General features: G+C 72.0%; 20 protein-coding genes and 2 pseudogenes. 15 read left to right on the forward strand and 7 right to left on the reverse strand.

Features of this window, described 5'->3' with window-relative positions; translation table 11 throughout:
* Positions 1–3: 3 nt before the first annotated feature.
* The 3 genes from V8690_RS08215 to V8690_RS08225 all read right to left on the reverse strand — a co-directional run bounded on the left by V8690_RS08215 (position 4) and on the right by V8690_RS08225 (position 1754).
* Positions 4–270 (reverse strand): hypothetical protein, encoded by a 267-nt coding sequence (locus tag V8690_RS08215; RefSeq protein WP_086841716.1) that lies wholly within the window; start codon positions 268–270, stop codon positions 4–6.
* A 126-nt stretch (positions 271–396) separates the two neighbouring features.
* Positions 397–1215, reverse strand: a complete 819-nt coding sequence (locus V8690_RS08220; protein WP_338776910.1) for an anti-sigma factor — start codon at positions 1213–1215, stop codon at positions 397–399.
* Positions 1212–1754, reverse strand: coding sequence for a sigma-70 family RNA polymerase sigma factor (locus V8690_RS08225; RefSeq protein ID WP_167407442.1), 543 nt, complete (start codon positions 1752–1754; stop codon positions 1212–1214). Before V8690_RS08225 ends, V8690_RS08220 begins: the two co-directional genes overlap by 4 nt.
* Before the next feature lie 227 nt (positions 1755–1981).
* Between V8690_RS08225 and V8690_RS08230 the strand changes: the two genes are divergently transcribed.
* The 4 genes from V8690_RS08230 to V8690_RS08245 all read left to right on the forward strand — a co-directional run bounded on the left by V8690_RS08230 (position 1982) and on the right by V8690_RS08245 (position 8754).
* A complete protein-coding gene (locus tag V8690_RS08230; protein ID WP_338776912.1) occupies positions 1982–3517 on the forward strand; it encodes a DUF4331 domain-containing protein in 1536 nt (511 codons plus the stop codon).
* A gap of 104 nt (positions 3518–3621) precedes the next feature.
* Positions 3622–5436 carry a tetratricopeptide repeat protein gene (locus tag V8690_RS08235; RefSeq protein ID WP_338776914.1) on the forward strand — a complete coding sequence of 605 codons (1815 nt, stop codon included), beginning with the start codon at positions 3622–3624 and terminating at the stop codon, positions 5434–5436.
* Positions 5433–7013: a nickel transporter gene (locus V8690_RS08240; RefSeq protein ID WP_338776915.1), complete on the forward strand. Its 1581-nt coding sequence runs from the start codon at positions 5433–5435 to the stop codon at positions 7011–7013. The genes V8690_RS08235 and V8690_RS08240 overlap by 4 nt, the downstream gene beginning before the upstream one ends.
* Before the next feature lie 67 nt (positions 7014–7080).
* Positions 7081–8754 (forward strand): protein kinase, encoded by a 1674-nt coding sequence (locus V8690_RS08245; protein ID WP_338776917.1) that lies wholly within the window; start codon positions 7081–7083, stop codon positions 8752–8754.
* A 4-nt stretch (positions 8755–8758) separates the two neighbouring features.
* Here the strand turns inward: V8690_RS08245 and V8690_RS08250 are convergent, their stop codons facing one another.
* Positions 8759–9565 carry an SGNH/GDSL hydrolase family protein gene (locus V8690_RS08250; protein WP_338776919.1) on the reverse strand — a complete coding sequence of 269 codons (807 nt, stop codon included), beginning with the start codon at positions 9563–9565 and terminating at the stop codon, positions 8759–8761.
* A gap of 337 nt (positions 9566–9902) precedes the next feature.
* Between V8690_RS08250 and V8690_RS08255 the strand changes: the two genes are divergently transcribed.
* The 7 genes and pseudogenes from V8690_RS08255 to V8690_RS08285 all read left to right on the forward strand — a co-directional run bounded on the left by V8690_RS08255 (position 9903) and on the right by V8690_RS08285 (position 16736).
* On the forward strand, positions 9903–11111 hold the full coding sequence (locus V8690_RS08255; RefSeq protein ID WP_338776921.1) for a S8 family peptidase: 1209 nt from the start codon (positions 9903–9905) through the stop codon (positions 11109–11111).
* Between the two features lie 480 nt (positions 11112–11591).
* A complete protein-coding gene (locus V8690_RS08260; RefSeq protein ID WP_338776923.1) occupies positions 11592–12413 on the forward strand; it encodes a glycosyltransferase family 2 protein in 822 nt (273 codons plus the stop codon).
* Entirely contained in the window at positions 12410–13426 is a 1017-nt protein-coding gene (locus V8690_RS08265) for a glycosyltransferase family 2 protein (RefSeq protein ID WP_338776925.1), read from the forward strand. Before V8690_RS08260 ends, V8690_RS08265 begins: the two co-directional genes overlap by 4 nt.
* Positions 13419–14219: a polysaccharide deacetylase family protein gene (locus V8690_RS08270; protein ID WP_338776927.1), complete on the forward strand. Its 801-nt coding sequence runs from the start codon at positions 13419–13421 to the stop codon at positions 14217–14219. Before V8690_RS08265 ends, V8690_RS08270 begins: the two co-directional genes overlap by 8 nt.
* A 76-nt stretch (positions 14220–14295) precedes the next feature.
* A pseudogene (locus V8690_RS08275) lies at positions 14296–15389 on the forward strand (DUF5925 domain-containing protein).
* A 113-nt stretch (positions 15390–15502) separates the two neighbouring features.
* Positions 15503–15898, forward strand: a complete 396-nt coding sequence (locus V8690_RS08280; RefSeq protein WP_338776929.1) for a hypothetical protein — start codon at positions 15503–15505, stop codon at positions 15896–15898.
* A gap of 64 nt (positions 15899–15962) precedes the next feature.
* Positions 15963–16736, forward strand: a complete 774-nt coding sequence (locus tag V8690_RS08285) for a DUF72 domain-containing protein (protein WP_338776931.1) — start codon at positions 15963–15965, stop codon at positions 16734–16736.
* A gap of 24 nt (positions 16737–16760) precedes the next feature.
* Here the strand turns inward: V8690_RS08285 and V8690_RS08290 are convergent, their stop codons facing one another.
* Positions 16761–17129: a GntR family transcriptional regulator gene (locus V8690_RS08290; protein ID WP_190146979.1), complete on the reverse strand. Its 369-nt coding sequence runs from the start codon at positions 17127–17129 to the stop codon at positions 16761–16763.
* 71 nt (positions 17130–17200) lie between these two features.
* Between V8690_RS08290 and V8690_RS08295 the strand changes: the two genes are divergently transcribed.
* Positions 17201–18127 (forward strand): GNAT family N-acetyltransferase, encoded by a 927-nt coding sequence (locus V8690_RS08295; RefSeq protein WP_338776935.1) that lies wholly within the window; start codon positions 17201–17203, stop codon positions 18125–18127.
* Complete coding sequence (locus V8690_RS08300) at positions 18108–18608, forward strand: DUF402 domain-containing protein (protein ID WP_338776937.1); 501 nt, start codon at positions 18108–18110, stop codon at positions 18606–18608. The genes V8690_RS08295 and V8690_RS08300 overlap by 20 nt, the downstream gene beginning before the upstream one ends.
* Before the next feature lie 10 nt (positions 18609–18618).
* Here V8690_RS08300 and V8690_RS08305 read toward each other — a convergent pair whose 3' ends face one another.
* Positions 18619–19248 (reverse strand): class I SAM-dependent methyltransferase, encoded by a 630-nt coding sequence (locus V8690_RS08305; RefSeq protein WP_338776939.1) that lies wholly within the window; start codon positions 19246–19248, stop codon positions 18619–18621.
* Between the two features lie 140 nt (positions 19249–19388).
* Here V8690_RS08305 and V8690_RS08310 point away from each other — a divergent pair, with 140 nt between their 5' ends.
* A complete protein-coding gene (locus V8690_RS08310) occupies positions 19389–19523 on the forward strand; it encodes a hypothetical protein (RefSeq protein WP_338776941.1) in 135 nt (44 codons plus the stop codon).
* A gap of 26 nt (positions 19524–19549) precedes the next feature.
* On the opposite strand, the gene V8690_RS08315 is transcribed toward V8690_RS08310, so the two are convergent.
* Complete coding sequence (locus V8690_RS08315) at positions 19550–19999, reverse strand: GNAT family N-acetyltransferase (RefSeq protein ID WP_338776943.1); 450 nt, start codon at positions 19997–19999, stop codon at positions 19550–19552.
* A 115-nt stretch (positions 20000–20114) separates the two neighbouring features.
* Here V8690_RS08315 and V8690_RS08320 point away from each other — a divergent pair.
* Positions 20115–20195, forward strand: a pseudogene (locus tag V8690_RS08320) (cupin domain-containing protein); the annotation flags it as partial.
* Between the last annotated feature and the right edge of the window lie 27 nt (positions 20196–20222).

Here is a 20222-nt window from a genome sequence, read left to right on the forward strand (position 1 = left end):
CCCCTACTTGCCGCCGAACAGCGAGCGGCGCAGCCGGCGCAGCGGCGCGAAGAGCGAGACGCGTCGCACGCGCGCTCCCCTGCCACTGCGGTCCTGCGGCTGACGCGCGGTCAGCTCGCGCATCAGCGAGGTCGCCTCGACCGTCTCCCGCTGCGGGACGGCAGGGCCACCCAGCACCGAGAGGTGGCGGTCGAGGCGCGAACTGGTCGCGCTGCTCCCGCAGGTGATCGCAGGGACCCTCGCCCTGCTGCGCACTGTTATCTGTTCCATGTCACTCCCCACCCGTACGAGTCCACCCGGCCCGGGCAGGTTAACCCTATCGCCCCGTCCGGGCACTCGTGTATCGCGGTCACAGGATTCACCTTCCCCATAAGGAGGTTGACGATGTATCTCCGATCACTCTCCGAATCCAACAGATTTCAGGGCGAGTTGGACGATCGGCTGGGTGGTGGGCTGCGGCGATCCCCCGGCCGGCTCGACGGTCACTGCCAGTGACGTCGCGGAGGTGCCGAGATCCGTCGCGACCAGGGGCGTGTCGCCCTCGAAGAGCCCCAGGGAGCGTGGTTGCGCGCCCGAGCGCATAAGCCACAACTGGTGCACGCGGCCGTCCGGTGGGGCACCGTATCCGCCGAGGGTGACCACCGCGCTCCCCTCCGAGGCGGAGGCGATCACTCCGATGGTTCGGCCCCGCCCGTCCCGGCCGCTGCTCGCACGGGCGTCCGGAGCCGCGAGAACGTGGGCGATCTCACGTGACCGGTCCCGCTCGGCGGTCAGCTGATCCTGGGTCCGATTCGCCTGCACCGCGAACAGCGAGGCGACGACGAGGGCCGCGGCGGCGGTGGCCGTGGCGAAAGGCACGAACAGCGGGATGCGGCGCCGCTCCCGCTGCCGCGGCAGCGGCTGGGTGCCCCACACATGCGGCGGCAGCTGCGGCGCACGCGTGCGTGCCGGCTCACGCACCGCCTTCTGCGGGGCCGGGTCCTGCGGCGTCGTCCGTACGGCTGCCATGACCCGGTCGCGCAGGGCGGCGGGGGCCGGGGCGGCCGTGGACCAGGCGAGCCGGACTGCGTCCTCGGACAGGGCGCGCACCTCGGCGGCGCAACGGCCGCAGTCCCGCAAGTGCTTCTCGAAGCGGACCCGCTCCGGGGGCTCCAGGGCGTCGAGCGCGTAGGGCGCGGCGAGCGAGTGCGGGTCCTCGCGGCGGAAGAGACTCATGCCACGCCTCCCAGGCACTCGCGCATCCGGGTCAGCCCGTCGCGCATCCGCGTCTTGACGGTGCCCAGCGGCAGGGAGAGCCGCTCGGCCACCTCACGGTAGGTGTAGCCCTCGTAGTAGGCGAGGGTGACGGACTGGCGCTGGAGGTCGGTGAGACGGTCCAGGCAGACGCGGACCCACTCGCGTTCGAGTCCCGCCTCGACCTCCTCGGTGACCTGGTCGAAGGCCGGGTGGTGGGCGCGCCAGGCCTCCCGCTGCTCACGCTCGCCGGCCGCGCGGGCGCTGCGCACCCGGTCGACGGCCCGGCGGTGGGCGAGGGTGAGGATCCACGACATCGCGCTGCCCCGGCCCGGGTCGAACTTCGCGGCCGAGCGCCACAGTTCGAGCAGCACCTCCTGAGCCACCTCCTCCGACTGGGCGGGGTCGCGCACCACACGCCGTACGAGTCCGAACACCGGGCCGGACACCAGCCCGTACAGATCCTCGAAGGCCTTCTGGTCGCCGCCCGCCACGAGCAGCAGCAGCTCGTCCGCCTCCACTCGGTCCCCCTCTCCCAGGCCGCACGGGGCCTGTCCCCTCACACGAGGCATTCGCAACGCACACACCTCCGGATGGGGTTACGGATCAGCGCGCCGAAAACGCGGGTCGCCCGGCGATGAAACAACTTTCCGCACGCGCCGTAAGAACGTTTGAGATTCGACCAATCCGCTTCGCCGACCGCTCCGAATGGCGTGTGTCAGGCAAGTTGGCACTGAGGACGGACGGCATGACACCTTTCTCCAGGACCGGTGCGGGACGCAGGAGCATCGCGACCGCGATCTGTGGTGCGCTGGCCGCCGGCGGGCTCACCGCCGCCGGTGTGACCGCGCTGGAACCTGAGGCGGCCTCCGCCTCCAGTCACCGCGAAGCGCCCCTGATCTCGGGGACCCCGCAGTACGACAACACCGACGTGTACGCGTTCGTCAGCCCGGACAAGCCGGACACGACGACCATCGTCGCGAACTGGATCCCGTTCGAGGAACCCGCCGGCGGGCCGAACTTCTTCACGTTCGCCGAGGACGCCCAGTACGACCTGCGCATCGACAGCGACGGCGACGCGAAGGAAGACCTGCTGTTCCGGTACACGTTCGAGACCCACACGAAGAACGACAAGACGTTCCTGTACAACACGGGTCCGGTCGAGAGCCTCGACGACCCCGACCTCAACATCACGCAGACCTACGACCTCGAACTGATCAGGCTGCGTGATCTGAAGGCGGTGTCGAAGACCAAGGTCGCCGACGACGTGCCGGTGGCGCCGTCGAACGTCGGCAAGGCGTCGATGCCGGACTACAACACCCTGCGCAAGCAGGCGATCCACAAGCTCGCCGGGGGCGCCCAGACGTTCGCCGGGCAGGCCGACGACCCGTTCTTCCTGGACCTCAGGGTCTTCGACCTGCTGTACGGCGGGAACCTCTCCGAGGTCGGCAACGACACGCTCAAGGGCTACAACGTCAACACGATCGCCCTTCAGGTCCCCAACAGCTTCATCACCCAGTCGCACGACCAGCCGGTCGTCGGCATCTGGTCGACGACGCAGCGCAAGAACGCCCAGGGCTACTTCGCGCAGGTCTCGCGCCTCGGCAACCCGCTGGTGAACGAGGTCGTCAACCCGCTGAAGGACAAGGACACGTTCAACGCGTCCGCGCCACGGGACGACGCCCAGTTCCTGAAGAACGTCACCAACCCGGAGCTGCCCAAGCTCATCGAGGCGATCTACAAGATCCCGGCGCCCGACGAACCGCGCAACGACCTGGTCGACGTGTTCCTCAAGGGCGTCAAGGACCTGAACCAGCCGCCGCACGTGACGCCGTCGGAGCAGCTGCGCCTCAACACCTCCATCAAGCCGGCCGCCGAGCCCAAGCGGCTGGGCGTCCTGGACGGCGACAACGCCGGCTTCCCGAACGGGCGGCGGCTGACGGACGACGTGATCGACGCCTCGCTCCAGGTCGTCGAGGGTGAGCTGCTGGGCGCGAAGAACGACCTGGGTGACGCGGTCGACAAGAACGACAAGGACTTCGAGAAGGCCTTCCCGTACGTCGCCCTGCCGACGGAGGGTTCGCGCGGGCCACTCGCCAAGGGCGTGGACGGCGGCAACGACGTCCGCAACCAGCTCGGCGACGCGCTCCAGCCGGCCGGTGCCGGCCAGGGCTCGGACGACATGCGCCTGATCGCGGCGTCCGCCGGGGCCGGGGCGGGAGGCATCGTCCTGATCGGAGCGGCCCTCATGTGGTGGCGCCGCATGCGGAACCGGGCGTACTGACCCGCTCCGCTCCCACCGACCGGCGCGGCCCGTTTTCCCCACCGTCCCCACGGGCCGCGCCTCTCCCTGACCACACCGCACCCCCAGCCGACTGAGGAGAGGCCATGCCTCCGCGTACGACGGACAGCGCACCGGAGAGGCGCGACGACGACCACCCGCACCCCGCCCAGGAGACCGACGGAGAGCGGTCGGCGGGGCGGGGTCAGGGGCGAGCCGACCTGAGCGGCGACGCCGGGGCGGAGGCGGGGCAGGGCGGGGGCCCGGCTGCCGGAGCGAGTGACGGGCTGCGCGCGGACTCCGCCGACGGGGCAGAGGGCGGGCACGACACCGAACCGGTCCCCGAAGCTGTGGGCACGGGGGGTGCGGACTCTCCCGGCACGGAGACTCGCGCCGGGAGCGGCACCGGCACCGGAGTCGACAGCACGCCCGGCAGCCGCGACCATCCCCGCGCCGAGGCCGGCCCCGCCGCCGAAGGCAGGCCTGACGGGCACGGCAGCTTTGGCCCTCGCCCCGGGAACGAGGACAATGCCGGCGCCGGCGAGCGCGTGGTCGCGATGCGGCGCACCGCTGATGGCGGGCGGCATTGGCGGGCTGTTCATCTGGCGGGATGTGCCGCGCTGTTGGCCGTCGCGCTGACCGGCGGGGCCGTCGCCTTCGGCGGTGTGGGGGACGGCCGTGCGCGGGCCGGCGCCGAAGCCGTGTCCGCCGGGGCGCCGGCGGCCGGTGTGCTGGCCCGGGGGGATCTCGACTCGGGGATCGGGTCCCTGCAAGAGCACCTTCGCTCCCAGCCCAGGGACTTCGGCAGCTGGGCCACCCTCGGGATCGCCTACGTCGAACAGGCCCGGACGAAGGGCGACCCCTCACGCTATCCGCAGGCCGAGCGCGCGCTGAAGCGGTCCCTGGAGCTGGATCCCGGCAACGACCAGGCTCTCGCCGGTCGTGCCGCCCTCGCAGCCGCCCGGCACGACTTCACCGGCGCGCTGAAGCAAGCCGACCGGGCCCTGGAGCAGAACCCCTACAACGAACGCGCCCTGTGCACCCGTATCGACGCTCTCGTCGAACTCGGCCGGTACGAGGACGCCGCCGAGGCAGCCGCCACCGCCGACGACAGGCGGCCCGGGGTGCCCGTCTTCACGCGGTACGCGTACGTGAAAGAGCTGCGCGGCGACGTCCGTACGGCACGTGACGTGCTGGAGCGCGCCCTGGAGGCCGCCGACTCGCCCGCCGACATCGCCTACGTCGCCACCTCCCTCGGCCAACTCGCCTGGAACCAGGGCGAGTACGAGACGGCCCTCGGCCACTACGCCCGCGCCCTCGCCGCCGACGAGGACTACCTCCCCGCCCAGGAGGGCCGCGCCCGCGCCCAGGCCGCGAACGGCGACCGGGCGGCCGCCGTCGAGGGACTGGAACAACTCGTCGCCCGCTTCCCGCTGCCCGGCCCGCTCGTCGCCCTCGGCGAGCTCTACGAGGACCGCGGCGCCGACGGCGACCGGGCGAAGGCCGGCGACCAGTACGCCCTCGTCGACGCCTGGACGTCCCTCGCCCGTGCGGGGGGTGTCAACGCCGACCTCGACTCGGCCATGGCCGCCGCCGACCACGGCGACAAGAAGGAGGCCCTGCGCGCCGCCCGCGCCGAGTGGAACCGCCGGCACAGCGTGCACACCGCCGACGCCCTCGCCTGGGCCCTGCACGTCAACGGCCGCGACGAGGAGGCCCTGCCGTACGCCCGCCGCGCCACCGCCACCGGCTACCGCAACGCCGCCTTCCTCTACCACCGCGGCATCATCGAGCGCGCCACCGGCCACGATCGTGGCGCCCGCGACCACCTGAAGGCCGCGCTCGACCTGAACCCCGGCTTCTCGCCGCTCGGCGCGCGCGAGGCCCGTACCGCGCTCAAGGACCTGGAGGGGAGCCGGTGACCCCGCGCCGCCTGTTCGCGTCCGGCGCCGCCGTCCTCACGGCCGCCTGCGCGCTCACCCTGCTGCCCGCCGGCGCGGCGAGCGCCCACCCGCTGGGCAACTTCACCGTCAACCGCTACGACGGCCTGGTCGTCGCGCCCGGCGAACTCCGGGTCCACCACGTCGAGGACCTCGCCGAGATCCCGGCGACCCAGGCGGCACCGGACATCGAGCGGCTGGGCATCACCCTGTGGGCCCGCGAGCGGTGCGCCACGGCCGCCGCGGACAGCAGGGTCACCGTCGACGGCCGCGGCACCCCGCTCACCGCCGAGCGCAGCCACGCGCGCGTGCGGCCCGGGCAGGCGGGGCTCGACACCCTCCGCGTGGAGTGCGAGCTGACCGCTCCCCTGCCGTCCGGCACGTCGGACAAGGAGACCGTGTCGCTCGGCTTCCGTGGCGCGGGCGCCTCCTCGGGCCCTGGCTGGCGGGAGATCACGGCGCGGGGCGACCGTATGACGCTCACCCACTCGGACGTCCCGGAGAAGTCGATATCAGCCGAACTGACCGGCTACCCCGAGGAGTTGCTCTCCTCCCCGGCCGACACCGCGTCCGCCGCCCTGCGCGTGCGCCCCGGCGGTGCGGCCCTGGCCGAGGAGGAGTCGGACGCCCCCGCCGCCTCCGTGCTGCCGCGCGGCACCGACCGCTGGACGCGGGCCCTGGACGACCTGGTCGCCCGGCACGACCTCACCGCGGGCTTCGCCGCGCTGGCCCTGCTCATCGCCGTCGTCCTCGGCGCGATGCACGCGCTCGCCCCGGGCCATGGCAAGACCATCATGGCCGCGACGGCGGCGGCCCGGGGCGGCCAGGCCCGGATGAAGGACGTCCTGCCCATGGCCGCCTCCGTGACGGTCACTCACACCCTGGGCGTGGTCGCCCTGGGCCTCCTGGTCACGGCCGGTTCGGCGGCGGCCCCCTCGGTGATCGCCTGGCTCGGCGTCGCCAGCGGCGTCCTGGTGACCCTGGCGGGCGCGAGCCTGGTCCGCCGCGCCCTGCGCAACCGCGCGCACACCCACCACCACGGCCCTGGCGGCCACACCCACATACACGACGGCGAGACCCCCAGCCACAGCCACGCGCACGACCACGATCACCACCACGATCACGATCACCCGCACGACCACACCCACCCCCACTCCCACCCCCACACGATCGAGCACACCCACGGCGGGTTCACCCATCCCCACCCCGTCGCCCCCACCCTCCGCGGCACGATCCTCATGGGCTTCGCGGGCGGGCTCGTGCCCAGCCCGTCCGCCGTGGTGGTGCTCGTCGGTGCCGCGGCTCTCGGGCAGGCCTGGTTCGGTCTGCTGCTGGTCGTCGCGTACGGCGTCGGGCTCGCGCTCACCCTCACGGCCGCCGGGTACGCCGTCGTCAAGGCGGGCAGCGGCATGACCCGGCTCCTGGACCGGCGCCCCCGCTGGACGGCGGGCCCGATGGCGGCCCTGGTGCGCCGGACCGCACCACTCGGCTCGGCCTTCGCCGTAGTGGCACTCGGGGCCGGACTGGTGTTCAAGGGGGCGGCATCCGCGCTGGGCTGAGTTACGTTCGTGAGGAAATCCGACGTCATGGGGAAAAAGACCTCGTGGAGATTTCGCCCGGCTGCGAATGGGGGGCGCCGTGTCCGAAGAACCGGGCCATGAGCGTGTGATCGCGGGCCGCTACCGGCTCCTGGCACCTCTCGGCGAAGGCGGTATGGGGACGGTGTGGCGCGCCCGCGACGAGGTGCTGCACCGCGAGGTCGCCGTCAAGGAGGTGCGCGCCCCGGCCGGGCTGGGGGGCGACGACGTGCGGCGGATGTACGCCCGGCTGGAGCGGGAGGCGTGGGCGGCGGCCCGGGTCGCCAACCGGAACGTGGTGACGGTGTACGACGTGGCGACGGACGGCGGCCGGCCGTGGATCGTCATGGAAGTGGTCCGCGGGCTCTCCCTGGCGGAGGTCCTGGACGCCGAGGGCCCGATGCCGCCCCGGCGTGCCGCGCACGTCGGCGCAGAGGTGCTGGCCGCGCTGCGGGCCGCGCACGAGGCCGGGGTGCTGCACCGGGACGTGAAACCGGCCAATGTGCTGATCGCGAACGACGGCCGGATCGTGCTCACCGACTTCGGGATCGCCATGGTCGAGGGCAGCTCCGCGCTGACGATGACCGGGGAGGTCATCGGCTCGCCCGAGTTCCTCGCCCCGGAGCGGGCGCTCGGCCGCACGCCGGGCCCGGAGTCCGACCTGTGGTCGCTCGGTGTGCTGCTGTACGCGGCGGTCGAGGGCCACTCCCCGTTCCGTCACGACACCCCGCTGAGCACGCTGCGGGCGATCGTCGACGAGGAGCTGCCGCCGCCGTACCGGGCCGGTCCGCTGGCCCCGGTCATCGAGGGGCTGCTGCGCAAGGATCCCGCACAGCGGCTGCCGGCCGAACGGGCCGAGCAGGACCTGCGGGTCATCGCCACGGGCGGCTCTGCGCACGCGGACACCGTACGGCCCGTCCCGTATCCGCCGAGGGTCGCGGCCCGTCCCGAGCCCTCTCCCACTCCCCCGATGCCCTTCCCGGGTCAGCCGGCGGCGTCCGGTTCCGGTGCGACTTCCGGTGCGGCGACGACGGCGACCCGTCAGGACCGTGACCGCCGGGCCGGCCGGGTGCTGGTCGCGGGCGTGGTCGCGCTGGCGCTCGCGGTGGGTGGGCTGACGTACGCGCTGCTGAACCGCGGGGACGGCGACGGGAACGGCAACCGGGGTGCAGGGGCGAGTACGCCCGCAGAGACCAAAGCCCCGCCGCGGAACACCGGGAGCGGGAAGTCCAGTCCTTCCCCGACGCCGAGCGAGACCGGGAGCGAGGAGAGCGGCCCGCCGCCGCAGTCGGTGCGGGTGGGCCTGGACGGCACGCGCACGGACTACTCGGGCCCGTGTCCGCCGCCGAGTGCTCAGGCGCCGAGGTTCACGGCGACGTTCACGGTGGGGCGGCTGCCGGCCGAGGTGCGCTACCGCTGGGTGACGCAGGACGGCTCGGTGCTCGACGGGGGCTGGAAGACGCTGTCGTTCCCGGAGGGCGGCGGCCGTACGAAGCAGGACGCGGTGACCGTGACGACGGACGCGGAGACCGGGACGTTCGAGAACGGGATCGGGGTCGAGGTGCGGGAGCCGGTGCGGACGACGTCCGAGTCGGTGCCGTTCTCGATCACGTGTGAGACGGAGACCCCGACGGGCGGGGCCTCCCCTTCTCCTTCGGACACGGGTTCGGACGGGGGTTCGGACACGGAGTCGGACACGGAGTCGGACACGGACTCCGGCTGAGCGGTCAGTCGTTGGCGTTGAGCACGGGCAGATAGCCGCCCGACTGGCCGGGTGCCTTCGGGTGGTACGACTCGCCGATGTTGAGCCAGTTGACGCTGTGCAGCCAGGAGTCGCCGGAGCAGATCTCGTGGCCGGTGAAGACCGGGCGTACGTCGCCGAAGGTGAAGCCGTGGTTCGCGGCGCGCTTGGCGATGGCGGTGTTGAGGTGGTCGGAGGCGTCGTTGATGGCCTTGCGCTTGGCCTCGGAGAGGCCGAGACAGGTGGTGCCGAGCTTGTAGAAGCGGGGGTAGCCGAGCACGACGACGTGGGCGTTGGGTGCCTTGGAGCGGATCGCCGAGTACACGCTGTCGAGCTTGCCGGGCAGCGTGGAGTCGACGTACGCCCGTGCGGTGTTGATGCGGGAGATGCAGGCGCTGTCGGACTGCGTCACACAGGTCGTCATGACGTCGGCGAATCCGGCGTCGTTGCCGCCGACGGTGATGGAGACGAGGCCGGTGGCGCTGCTCAGCGGGCCGAGCTGTCCGGACAGAACATCACCCGTTCGGGCGCCGGAGCAGGCCGTGAAGTCGAAGGTCGAGGGCGAGTGGGCGCTGGCCCAGAGGTAGGGGTAGGCCTTCGTGCTGCGCTTGCAGTCGCCGCTGGAGCTGATGTAGCTGCCGGCGCCCACTCCGGAGGAGTAGGAGTCACCGAGCGCTGCATAGCCGCCAGTTGCGGCGAGTGAGGACGCCTGCGCCGTGGCTGCCCCGGTGAGGGCGGTGCCGGCGGCGAGGAGGAGCGAGCTCACGAGGACGACAATTCGGGAACGTCTCATGGAACCTCCCTTTAGCAGGATCTCTGCCACAACCGTCGTAGCAGCTACGCGTGTTGACAGGAAGTGTCCATGCCAAGCCTTTTCGACCCTTTCCGGGACGGGCACGGCGTGTTCACCTCACGCCTTGTTACGCACTCGGCACCGCTTGTTACGTGCCCATGACAGATTTGTTGACTAGTGCTCAACTCTCTTGTTCTACGCCGGTAGATGGTCGACGCTTTACTCCGGCCGTGAGCGGAACGCGACGCTCCCGGCCGTGTGCGCGAGCACGCGCACATCCCCCACATGACGCGCGCCCCACCCAGGCGCGCGCCGCCTAGAGGAGGACTCCCTCGTAATGGCACAACTGCGTAGCAAGAGACTCGGGTTCGCCGCGATCACCCTGTCGGCGACCGCCGCCCTCGTGGGCGGGCTCACCGCCCTGCCCGCCCAGGCCTCCGCTCCCGCCGAGGGCCGGGTGCTCGCCGCGGACTCCCCGGCCGCGATCAAGGACAGCTACATCGTCACGCTCAAGAAGAGCGCGGGCCTGAAGGCGTCCTCGGCCGCGGGCAAGGACCTCGTCGAGGAGTACGGCGGGTCCGTGCGCAAGACGTTCGGCAAGGCGCTGAACGGCTACTCCGCCACCCTCTCCGCCACCGAGGCCAAGCGGCTCGCCGCCGACCCGGCGGTGGCCTCGGTCGAGCAGAACCAGCGCGTCCGGCTCTCCGCCACCCAGAACAACGCCCCCTGGGGTCTGGACCGCATCGACCAGACCTCGCTCCCGCTCTCCGGTACCTTCACCTACCCGGACAGCGCTGGCAGCGGCGTGACGGTCTATGTGATCGACACCGGTGTGCGCATCACCCACCAGCAGATCAGCGGCCGTGCCGCGCACGGCTACGACGCCGTCGACGGCGACAACAACGCCTCCGACGGCAACGGCCACGGCACCCACGTGGCCACCACGATCGCGGGCTCGACCTACGGCGTCGCCAAGAAGGCGAAAATCGTAGGGGTGCGGGTGCTGAACAACAGCGGCTCCGGCACCACCGCCGGCGTGATCGCGGGCGTCGACTGGGTGACGCAGAACCACTCCGGCCCCTCGGTCGCCAACATGTCGCTCGGCGGCGGCGTCTCCACCGCCCTGGACACGGCGGTCCGCAACTCCATAGCCAGCGGCGTCACCTACGCCGTCGCCGCGGGCAACAGCAGCACCACCGCCTCCTCGTCCTCCCCGGCCCGGGTCGCCGAGGCGATCACGGTCGGCGCCACCACCAGCACCGACGCCAAGGCGAGCTACTCCAACTACGGCTCGGCCCTGGACCTCTTCGCGCCCGGCTCCTCCATCACGGCCGGCTGGCACACCAGCGACACCGCGACCAACACCATCTCCGGCACCTCGATGGCGGCCCCGCACGTCGCGGGCGCGGCGGCGGTCTACCTGGCGGGCCACACCTCCTCCACCCCGGCCCAGGTCGCCTCGGCCCTGGTCGGCGGCGCCACCACCGGCAAGGTCACCAGCGCCGGCTCGGGCTCGCCGAACCGGCTGCTGAAGCTCGTGCCGTAACCGGCACGGACACCAGCACCTGAACAATCGTTCCCCGGAGGCTCGACACGCTTCCGGGGAACGATTGTTTCCGTCACCGGAACCTCTCAACTTGCGCCCCACGAAGCGCATCCCGCAACGACCAAACCAACAAAAACGTGAGAGGCCGTTCCAGGTCTTGCCATACGGGTTCAATCGTCAATACCGTCATACATCTCACCCGCATCGGTCCGTCAGCACGCGGCTCTAGGGGAGGGCTCAAGGACCGCGACGAACCGGCGCGGGGCGCGGTAGGGGGGTGCCGTGCTCGGTGACCGCAACTGTCTCCGGGCCGTGCCGCGCGGTCGGCTGCCGTTTTCCGCCGTCGGCCAGCTTTGCCAGCTCACCCGGCGTGCCCGAAGCTCCATCTCGGCGTGCCACGGGTGAGAACCCCCCTTTCGAACCGGATTGGATCCGGACTGCCCTGGGGGGGCGGTCCACCGGACGAGAGGGACCAGACTCATGAGCTCAGTTCTGCAGCCGGCCGCGGCGGAGCAGCATCCGCCGACCGCCGGGAAGTACCGGCCTGTCTCCTCTCACCTGGCCATAGCGCCGCCGGTGAGCGTGGTCATCCCGGCCATGAACGAGGCGGAGAACCTTCCGTACGTCTTCAAGACCCTGCCCGACTGGATCCACGAAGTGGTCCTGGTCGACGGCAACTCCACCGACGACACCGTCCGGGTGGCCCGCGAGCTGTGGCCCGACGTCAAGGTCGTCGAGCAGCGCGGCAAGGGCAAGGGCGACGCCCTGATCACCGGGTTCCAGGCGTGCACCGGCGACATCATCGTGATGGTCGACGCGGACGGCTCGGCGGACGGCAACGAGATCGTGTCGTACGTCTCCGCGCTGGTCTCGGGCGCGGACTTCGCCAAGGGCTCCCGCTTCGCCAACGGCGGCGGCACGGACGACATGACCTTCATCCGCAAGCTCGGCAACTGGGCGCTGTGCACGGTCGTCAACCGCAAGTTCGGCGCCCGCTACACCGACCTGTGCTACGGCTACAACGCGTTCTGGCGGCACTGCCTCGACAAGATCGACCTCGACTGCACCGGCTTCGAGGTCGAGACCCTGATGAACATCCGGGTCGTCAAGGCCGGGCTCAAGGTGCAGGAGATCCCGAGTCACGAGTACCTGCGCATCCACGGCACCAGCAATCTGCGGGCCGTGCGCGACGGGCTGCGCGTGCTGCGGGTGATCCTCCAGGAGCGCTCCAACCGCCGTGCCCTGCGCCGCCGTTCACCGCAGTCGCCGATGCTCGACGCGATGCGGGGAGAGGTGTCTTGAGCGGTCCCGGCATCTCCGTCGTGATCTGCGCGTACACCGAGGACCGCTGGGAGGACATCCTCGCGGCGGTCTCCTCGGTGCGGGCGCAGTCACGGCCCGCCCTGGAGACGCTGCTGGTCGTCGACCACAACGAGACGCTCCGGGAGCGGCTGGCCAGGGAGTACAAGGAATCCCCCGACGGCACTGTGGTGCGGGTGCTCGCCAACGCGGGCCCCCGCGGCCTGTCCGCCGGCCGCAACACCGGGATCGAGGCCGCGCGCGGCGAGGTCGTCGCCTTCCTCGACGACGACGCCGTGGCCGAGCGCGACTGGCTGCTGCGCTTCGCCGAGGCGTACGCCGACCCGCGCGTGATGGCGGTCGGCGGGCGTACGGAGCCGGTCTGGGCGTCGGGGCGGCGGCCCGACTGGTTCCCCGAGGAGTTCGACTGGGTGGTGGGCTGCAGCTACCGGGGCCTGCCGCGCGGCCGGGTCCGGGTGCGCAACGTGCTCGGCGGCAACGCCTCGTTCCGCCGCAGCGCGTTCGACGCGGCGGGCGGCTTCGCCACCGGCATCGGCCGGGACGGCGACAAACGTCCGCTGGGCTGCGAGGAGACGGAACTGTGCATCCGTCTCAGCCGGGCCCGGCCCGACGCGGTGCTGCTGATCGACGACCGGGCGGTGATCCACCACCGGGTGCCCGAGGCCCGCGAGCACTTCCGCTACTTCCGCACGCGCACGTACGCCGAGGGCCTGTCCAAGGCCCTGGTGGCCCGGAGTGTCGGCGCCGACAAGGGGCTGGAGTCCGAACGCCGGTACGCCACCCGGGTCCTGCCGGCCGGGGTGGCGCGGGGGCTGCGGGACGCCCTGCTGGCCCGGCCGGGCGGCGCCGGGCGGGCGGGGGCGATCGTCGCCGGAGTGCTGACGGCGGCGGGCGGATACGTGGTGGGCAGCGTGCGGGCCCGCCGGGGCGGAACCACGTTCTCGGTGCCCGAGTTGTCCGTGCCCGGGCCGGAGGGGGCGGTGCTCCGTGAGTGACGCACGCGTGCCGATCCTCATGTACCACGCGGTCGCGACCGATCCGAACGACGCGACCCGCGCCCTGTCCGTGACCCCCGAGGCGTTCGCCGAGCAGATGTCGGTGCTCGCGGACCGGGGTCTGAGCCCCGTCACCACCGCCGAACTGGCGGCGTGCTGGCGCTCCGGGCGCGCGCTGCCCGAGCGGCCGGTCCTCATCACGTTCGACGACGGCTACGAGGGCGTGCACCGGCACGCCCTGCCCGTGCTCGCCAAGCACGGCTTCCCGGCCACCCTGTTCGTCTCGACCGGGTGGATCCAGGGGCCGTACGACACCGGCGGCGGCCTGGACACCATGCTGGACTGGGACCAGGTCCGCGAGCTCGCGGCGGCGGGCGTCGAGATCGGCGGGCACAGCCACAGCCACCCGCAGCTCGACCAGGTCTCCGACGCCACGCTGCGGTTCGAGCTGATCCACTGCAAGGAGATCGTCGCGGACCAACTGAACACCGTCCCGGCGTCGTTCGCCTATCCCTACGGCTACTCCAGCCGCCGGGTCCGGCAGGCGGTGCGGGAGACGGGATACGCCCAGGCACTCGCCGTCGGCAACGGCCTCGCGCGCCGCGCCCAGGGGCCGTACGCCCTGCGGCGCGTGACGGTGCGCCGCGGCACGGACACCGCCGAGTTCGAGCGGCTGGTCGAAGGCCGTGCGATCGCCCGTACGTTCGCCAGGGACCGTGCGCTGACCAAGGGGTACGCCGTGGTCCGCAGGACACGCCAGGCACGCCGGCTGGTCTCCCGCCTCGCGGCTTGACCCGCACCTGGGAAAACGCCGCGTGCGCACCGGGAAACCGGGTGCACGCGGCGCCCTCGTGCCGGATCATGGCGGCATGTCTGGAAACCCGCACGAGGCGCTGCCGATCCGGCTCAACGTCGACGACTCCGACTCCCCGTCCGATGTCGTCGACGCGCTGTTCCTCGGCCGCTTCGCGACGGGCGAACAGCCGTACTCCCACGCGGTGAACATCGACCGCGTACGGTCCGGGGCGACGCTGATGCCGTCCGGTGCACGCGTGCTGCGCGCCGCCCGGGACGACGACCGCAGCGCGACGCTCGCGGAGGGCGACGGCTGGACGCTGCTGATCTCCCGCTGGAACCGGGGCGCCGACGTCACGGTCACGGCGACCAGCGCCGAGCTGGCGAAGAAGGTCCTCGACCAGGCCACGGACGGCGCGGCTGACGAACCCGAACCGCAGCCGGAGAACGTCACGATGGGCTTCTGGTACGTCTCCCCGCGCCGCGGCCCGCACCGCACCACGCGCCAGATCGCGGCGGGCACCTGGGACGAGATCCGGCCCAACTACACGGCACCGGTGGCGGACGCGATGGACCGCCTGATGAAAACGACCCCCGAGGACATCTCGGCCGGCTCCTCCTCCTGCACGGCCCGCCGGGCACCGGCAAGACCTCCGCGCTGCGTACCCTCGCCCGGTCCTGGCGGGACTGGTGCCAGGTGGACTGCGTCCTGGACCCCGAGCGGCTGTTCAGTGACGTCGGCTATCTGATGGACATCGCCATCGGCGAGGAGGACTCGGCGGGCAAGGGCCGCTGGCGGCTGCTGCTCCTGGAGGACTGCGACGAGCTGATCCGCGGCGAGGCCAAGCACACGGCGGGCCAGGCGCTGTCGCGGCTGCTGAACCTGACGGACGGACTGCTCGGCCAGGGCCGCAACGTCCTGGTCGGCGTCACGACCAACGAGGACCTGGAGCGGCTGCACCCCGCCGTCGTCCGGCCCGGCCGCTGCCTGGCCCGGATCGAGGTGGGTCCGCTGACCCGCGCGGAGGCGGTGAGCTGGCTGGGCCGCGAGGACGGCATCGGCCGCGAGGGATCGACGCTGGCCGAGCTGTACGCGCTGCGCCGGGGCACGTCCCCGACGGCCCTGCCGGAGCCGCGCGGGGACGCCGACGCGGGGCTGTATCTGTAGCGGGGCCACCCGCTGGGTTCGCTCACAACCGTTTCTCACCTCCCTGTCACCAAGGCGTGCGACGGTGTGCGCAGGAGCGACGCCGAGCTCCGTATGGACCAGGGAGGCTTCTGATGGCACACGCGGCACCCACCGTCTTCAGCGAACCCACCCACCGCGTCGCGCGGTGGGTCCTGCCTGTCGTCCTCGGTCTCGTCTACGGCAACTGGGTCGCGGTGAACCGGCGTCACGGTGGTCCGGTCACCGGACCGGATCTGGCATGGGGTGTGTGGAGCGGGCTCGCCTTCACAGCCGTCTGCATCGCCGTGGTCCAGGTGACCCGGCGCCTCAGACACGACCTGCACGCCCTGCACGCCCTGTTCCGGGCCGCCTTCGCCGGCGCCGCACTGGGCTTCCTCTACAGCCAGACCGGCGACGACATCCGTCCTGTGGTCATCACGACGCTGCTGGTCACGGCAGCCGTCTTCCTGTTGCTGTTCTACCGCTTCCACACGCGCGCCGACGCGTAGGGGCTCCGGAGGACCAAGGTCGCCACTGCCACCCTCCCAGGGGGTGTGGTGCTTTGATAGGGATATGACCTTGTTCGTCGGCACGTCCGGGTGGCAGTACAAGGACTGGCGGGACGTCCTGTACCCGTCCGGGCTGCCGATGCGGCTCTGGCTGGAGGAGTACGCGGGGCACTTCGCCACCGTCGAGATCAACAACGCCTTCTACCGGCTGCCGGCCCGGGAGACCTTCGAGGACTGGCGCGGCCGGGTGCCCGCGGACTTCGTGGTCGCGGTCAAGGCGAGCCGCTATCTGACCCACATCAAACGGCTCAAGGACCCCGAGGAGCCGGTCGGCCGTCTGATGAGCCACGCGGCGGGTCTCGGCGACCGGCTCGGCCCGGTCCTGCTCCAGCTCCCGCCCAACCTGCGCGCCGACCCGGGCCTGCTGGACTCCTGCCTCGGCTGCTTCCCCGCCTCGACCCGGGTCGCGGTCGAGCCCCGCCACGACTCATGGTGGACGCCGGAGGTCCGCGCGGTCCTCGAGTCGCGGCACGCGGCCCTGTGCTGGACCGACGTCCTGGCCCGCCCCGCGACCCCGCTGTGGCGCACCACCGACTGGGGCTATGTCCGCTTCCACCAGGGCCGCGCCCGCCCCTGGCCCCACTACGGCCGCCGCTCCCTCGCCACCTGGCTCGACCGCATCGCCACGACCTGGTCCGACGGCGAGGACGTCTACGCGTACTTCAACAACGACCCGGGGGGTGCGGCGGTGGCGGACGCGATGACGTTCGCGCGGCTGGGGAGGTCGGCGGGCCTGGAGACCACACGGACACCCGAGCGTCTGGCGCGGGCCGGCTGAGCAACGCCCTCTCCCCAGCAGGCCTTACTCCCCGTAAGCCGCCCGCAGGGCATCCCGTACCGCGGCGAGCGCCGCGTCCTCCCCCTGCCCCAGCCTGCGAGCCCGTTCCACATACGCCTGGGCGGCGACCGCCAGCTCCCGGTCAGCCGCCGAGCCGGCGGCGGCCACGAAGGTGCCGTGGCGGCCCCGCGTCTCGATCACGCCGTCCGCCTCCAGCGCCCGGTACGCCTTGGCGACCGTGTTCGCGGCGAGCCCCAGCGACTCGGCCAGCCCCCGCACGGTCGGCAGCCGGTACCCCACCGGCAGCTCCCCCGACCGCGCCTGCTCGGAGATCCGCGCCCGCACCTGCTCGTACGGCGGAGCACTGTCGTCGATGTCGATCTTCAAGGTCACAGGCCGATTGTCCCGTACCCGGCGGAAAATGGGAGGTACCCCGGCTGCGTTCCCACGTAACGTGCGCCTCCATGACCGTGATCGTGCGCGACCTGCGACCCGATGTCCGAGCCGACGCCGAGGGGTTCTCCCGTACCCGCCGCCTCGCCCTGCCCTACATGCTGTCCACGCCCGAGTCCGTGGTGCACACCCTGACCCGCGCTCACCCGGACGCCCACTTCGGGCAGCTCGTCGCCGAGGAGGACGGCGAGATCATCGGCACGGCCCAGATCAGCGTCGCCCACGACAGCCCGGAACCCGGCCAGGGCTCCGCCAACATCTACGTACGCCCCGACCGCAGACATCGCGGCGCCGGTTCGCTCCTGCTGCGCACCGCCGAGGAGCGCCTGGCGGGTCTGGGCGTGCGGAAGCTGTTCGCCTGGGTGCTGGACGAGCCGGAGAATCTCGCCTTCGCCGAGCGGCACGGCTTCCGCGCCAGCCGCTCCGCCTACTTCCTGCGTCTCGACCTGGCAGGCCGCACGCTGCCGCCCCGCGAGGACCCGCCGGCCGGCGTCGAACTACGCACGGCCGCCGACTTCGCGGACGACCCGCGCCCGTTGTTCGCACTGGACGCCGAGACGGCGTCGGACGAACCGAACGACATCGAGGCCGAGTTCACCGACTACGAGGCCTGGCTGGAGGAGAACTGGAAGCACCCGCTCCTTAACCGCGAGCTGACCACGGTCGCTGTCGTCGACGGCCGCCCCGCCGCCTTCAGCGTGGCGCACACCGACGGCAGCCGCTACGGGACCGCGATGACCGGCACCGCCCGGGCGTTCCGCGGCCGGGGCCTGGCGAAGCTGGCCAAGAGCGACTCCCTGCACCGGGCCCGTGCCGCGGGGTACACGGAGGCGTTCACCGGCAACGACACCGGCAACGAACCGATGATCGCCATCAACAAGTGGTTCGGCTACGAGATCTGCGCGAAGGAAGTGCGCCATGTCCGTGAAATCGGCTGACCTGCCCGGGCAACTCGACGTCGTGCTCGTCAAGGCGGGCCGCACGAAGATCCGCTACACCGGCGAGCTCCTGACGGACGACGGCACCCGCCTCGCGGTCCGCGCCCCGTGGGCGGGCAGCGGCGTCCGCGACTTCGGCTTCGTCCGCTTCGAGCCGGGGGACGTCTTCACGGAGTACTACTGGCGTGACCGCTGGTACGCGGTGAAGGAGGTCCGCTCCGCCACGGGCGCGCTGAAGGGCTGGTACTGCGACATCACCCGCCCCGCCGCGCGCTCCGGCCCTGAGCTGGTCGTGGAGGACCTCGACCTGGACCTGTGGGTCTCCGCGGACGGCACGGACGTACGACGCCTGGACGAGGACGAGTTCGCCGACAGCGGCCTCGCCGGGAGAGACCCCGAGGCCGCGGCCGCCGCGCTCGCCGCACTCGACGAACTGGAGACACTGGCCCGAGGCGACGACTTCGCCGCGCTCCTGGCCTGAGCCCCTCGGTTCACCCCGTCACCGCCACCACGGCATACCGCTCGTCCGCCACCTCCCCACCCCACAGCAGCGGATCACCGGACAGCCGCTCCACACTCACCTGCCCGGCGATCGGCGCGAGGAGGCCGGTGAGCCGCTCCGCCGGTATCCCGACCGGCTCGGCCGTCCCCCACACGCCCTCGACCAGCACGAGCCGTCCTCCCGGCCGCAGCAGCCCGGCCCAGTGCCACAGGGCGCGGCCGGGGTCGGGCAGGGCCCACAGGACATGCCGGACGAGCACGGCGTCGAAGCGCTGCTCCCCGACCGGCGGTGCCGCCGCGTCACCGATGAGGAACACCGCGTCACGCCCGGCCAGTTTCTGCCTGGCGAGCGCCACCATCGCCGGGGAGAGATCCACGCCCGTCACCCGGTGCCCCTGCTCCGACGCGAGGAGCGACAGACTGCCCGTGCCGCAGCCGAGGTCGAGCATGTCGCCGGCCCGCCCGGGCAGCCAGGAGCGCAGCCGCGCGGCCCAGGCCCGGCGCACCTCCGGATCGCGCAGCCCGTGGTCCGGCTCCTCGTCGAAGGAGGCCGCCCGCGCGTCCCAGTCCACGTCGGCGCCGATGTCCGCCGAGGTCGTCACGTCACTGTCGTTCGCCATGTACCCAAGAGTGACACCCGCCACTGACACTCGAATCGTGACAGCCGCCACTGACAGACCAGGAGCGATGAGGAACTCTCCCCCGAAAGGTCTACCTCCGTGAGAACGCGGAACCCGGTAGACCCTTTGAGGAGGCAGCCATGCGCCGTGTGACCGTGCACAAGCCCCTGAAGAAGACGGACGTCCGCCGGGTCCGCGAGGAGGCCGACGAGCGCCCCGCGGGACGCCCGGAAGTCCGCAAGGACATCGCACGCACGTGGTGGCCGGACGCCTGAGCGGCCGGTAACGATCATGAGACCCGTCAGGGCAGCCGCTTGCGATAGTGGACGCGGTCGTACGGCCCGTCGGCACGGCGCTCCACCAACTCGTAGCCGTACTTCGGATAGATCCGCTGGTTCTCCCACATCATCGCGTTCGTGTAGAGCCTGACCTCGGGCAGGCCGAGCGCACGCGCGCGTGCGTCCACGAACCGGAGCAGTCGCCGCCCCACTCCCCTGCCGTGCGCGGAGGGGTGGACGGCGATGGTGTCGAGGAAGAGATGGCCCTCGAACGCCTCGACCACGACGAGGCCGGTCACCGGCTCGCCCGTCACGAACACCTTTCCCGCCGCCACGTTCGCCGCGTGGTCCTCCTCCATGGGCTGCGGCACTCGTCCGATGCGCTCGATGTACGGGCGGAAGGCCGCGTCGATCACACCCTCGACGACCGGTACGTCGGCGGCGCGGGCCGGCCGGATCTCCTCGTCCTCCATGTCCCGCACGCTACCTACCCGATGCCGGTCCGAGCACTCTCTCAGCGGGCGGTTCCACGGTTCTCACGGGCTCCGGATCATCGAGGTGCCGTCCAACCACCGCCGACGCCCCGGCCTGACGCCCCTGACCACCTCCGTCGGCCTGGAGGCACGGCTCGCCGACGGCACCCGCATCGTGCCGCCCTGGGCCAACTGACGTCACGCAGAAGGATCTACGCCGCCA

Origin of the sequence: Streptomyces sp. DG1A-41, assembly GCF_037055355.1 — a bacterium.
GTDB lineage: Bacteria > Actinomycetota > Actinomycetes > Streptomycetales > Streptomycetaceae > Streptomyces.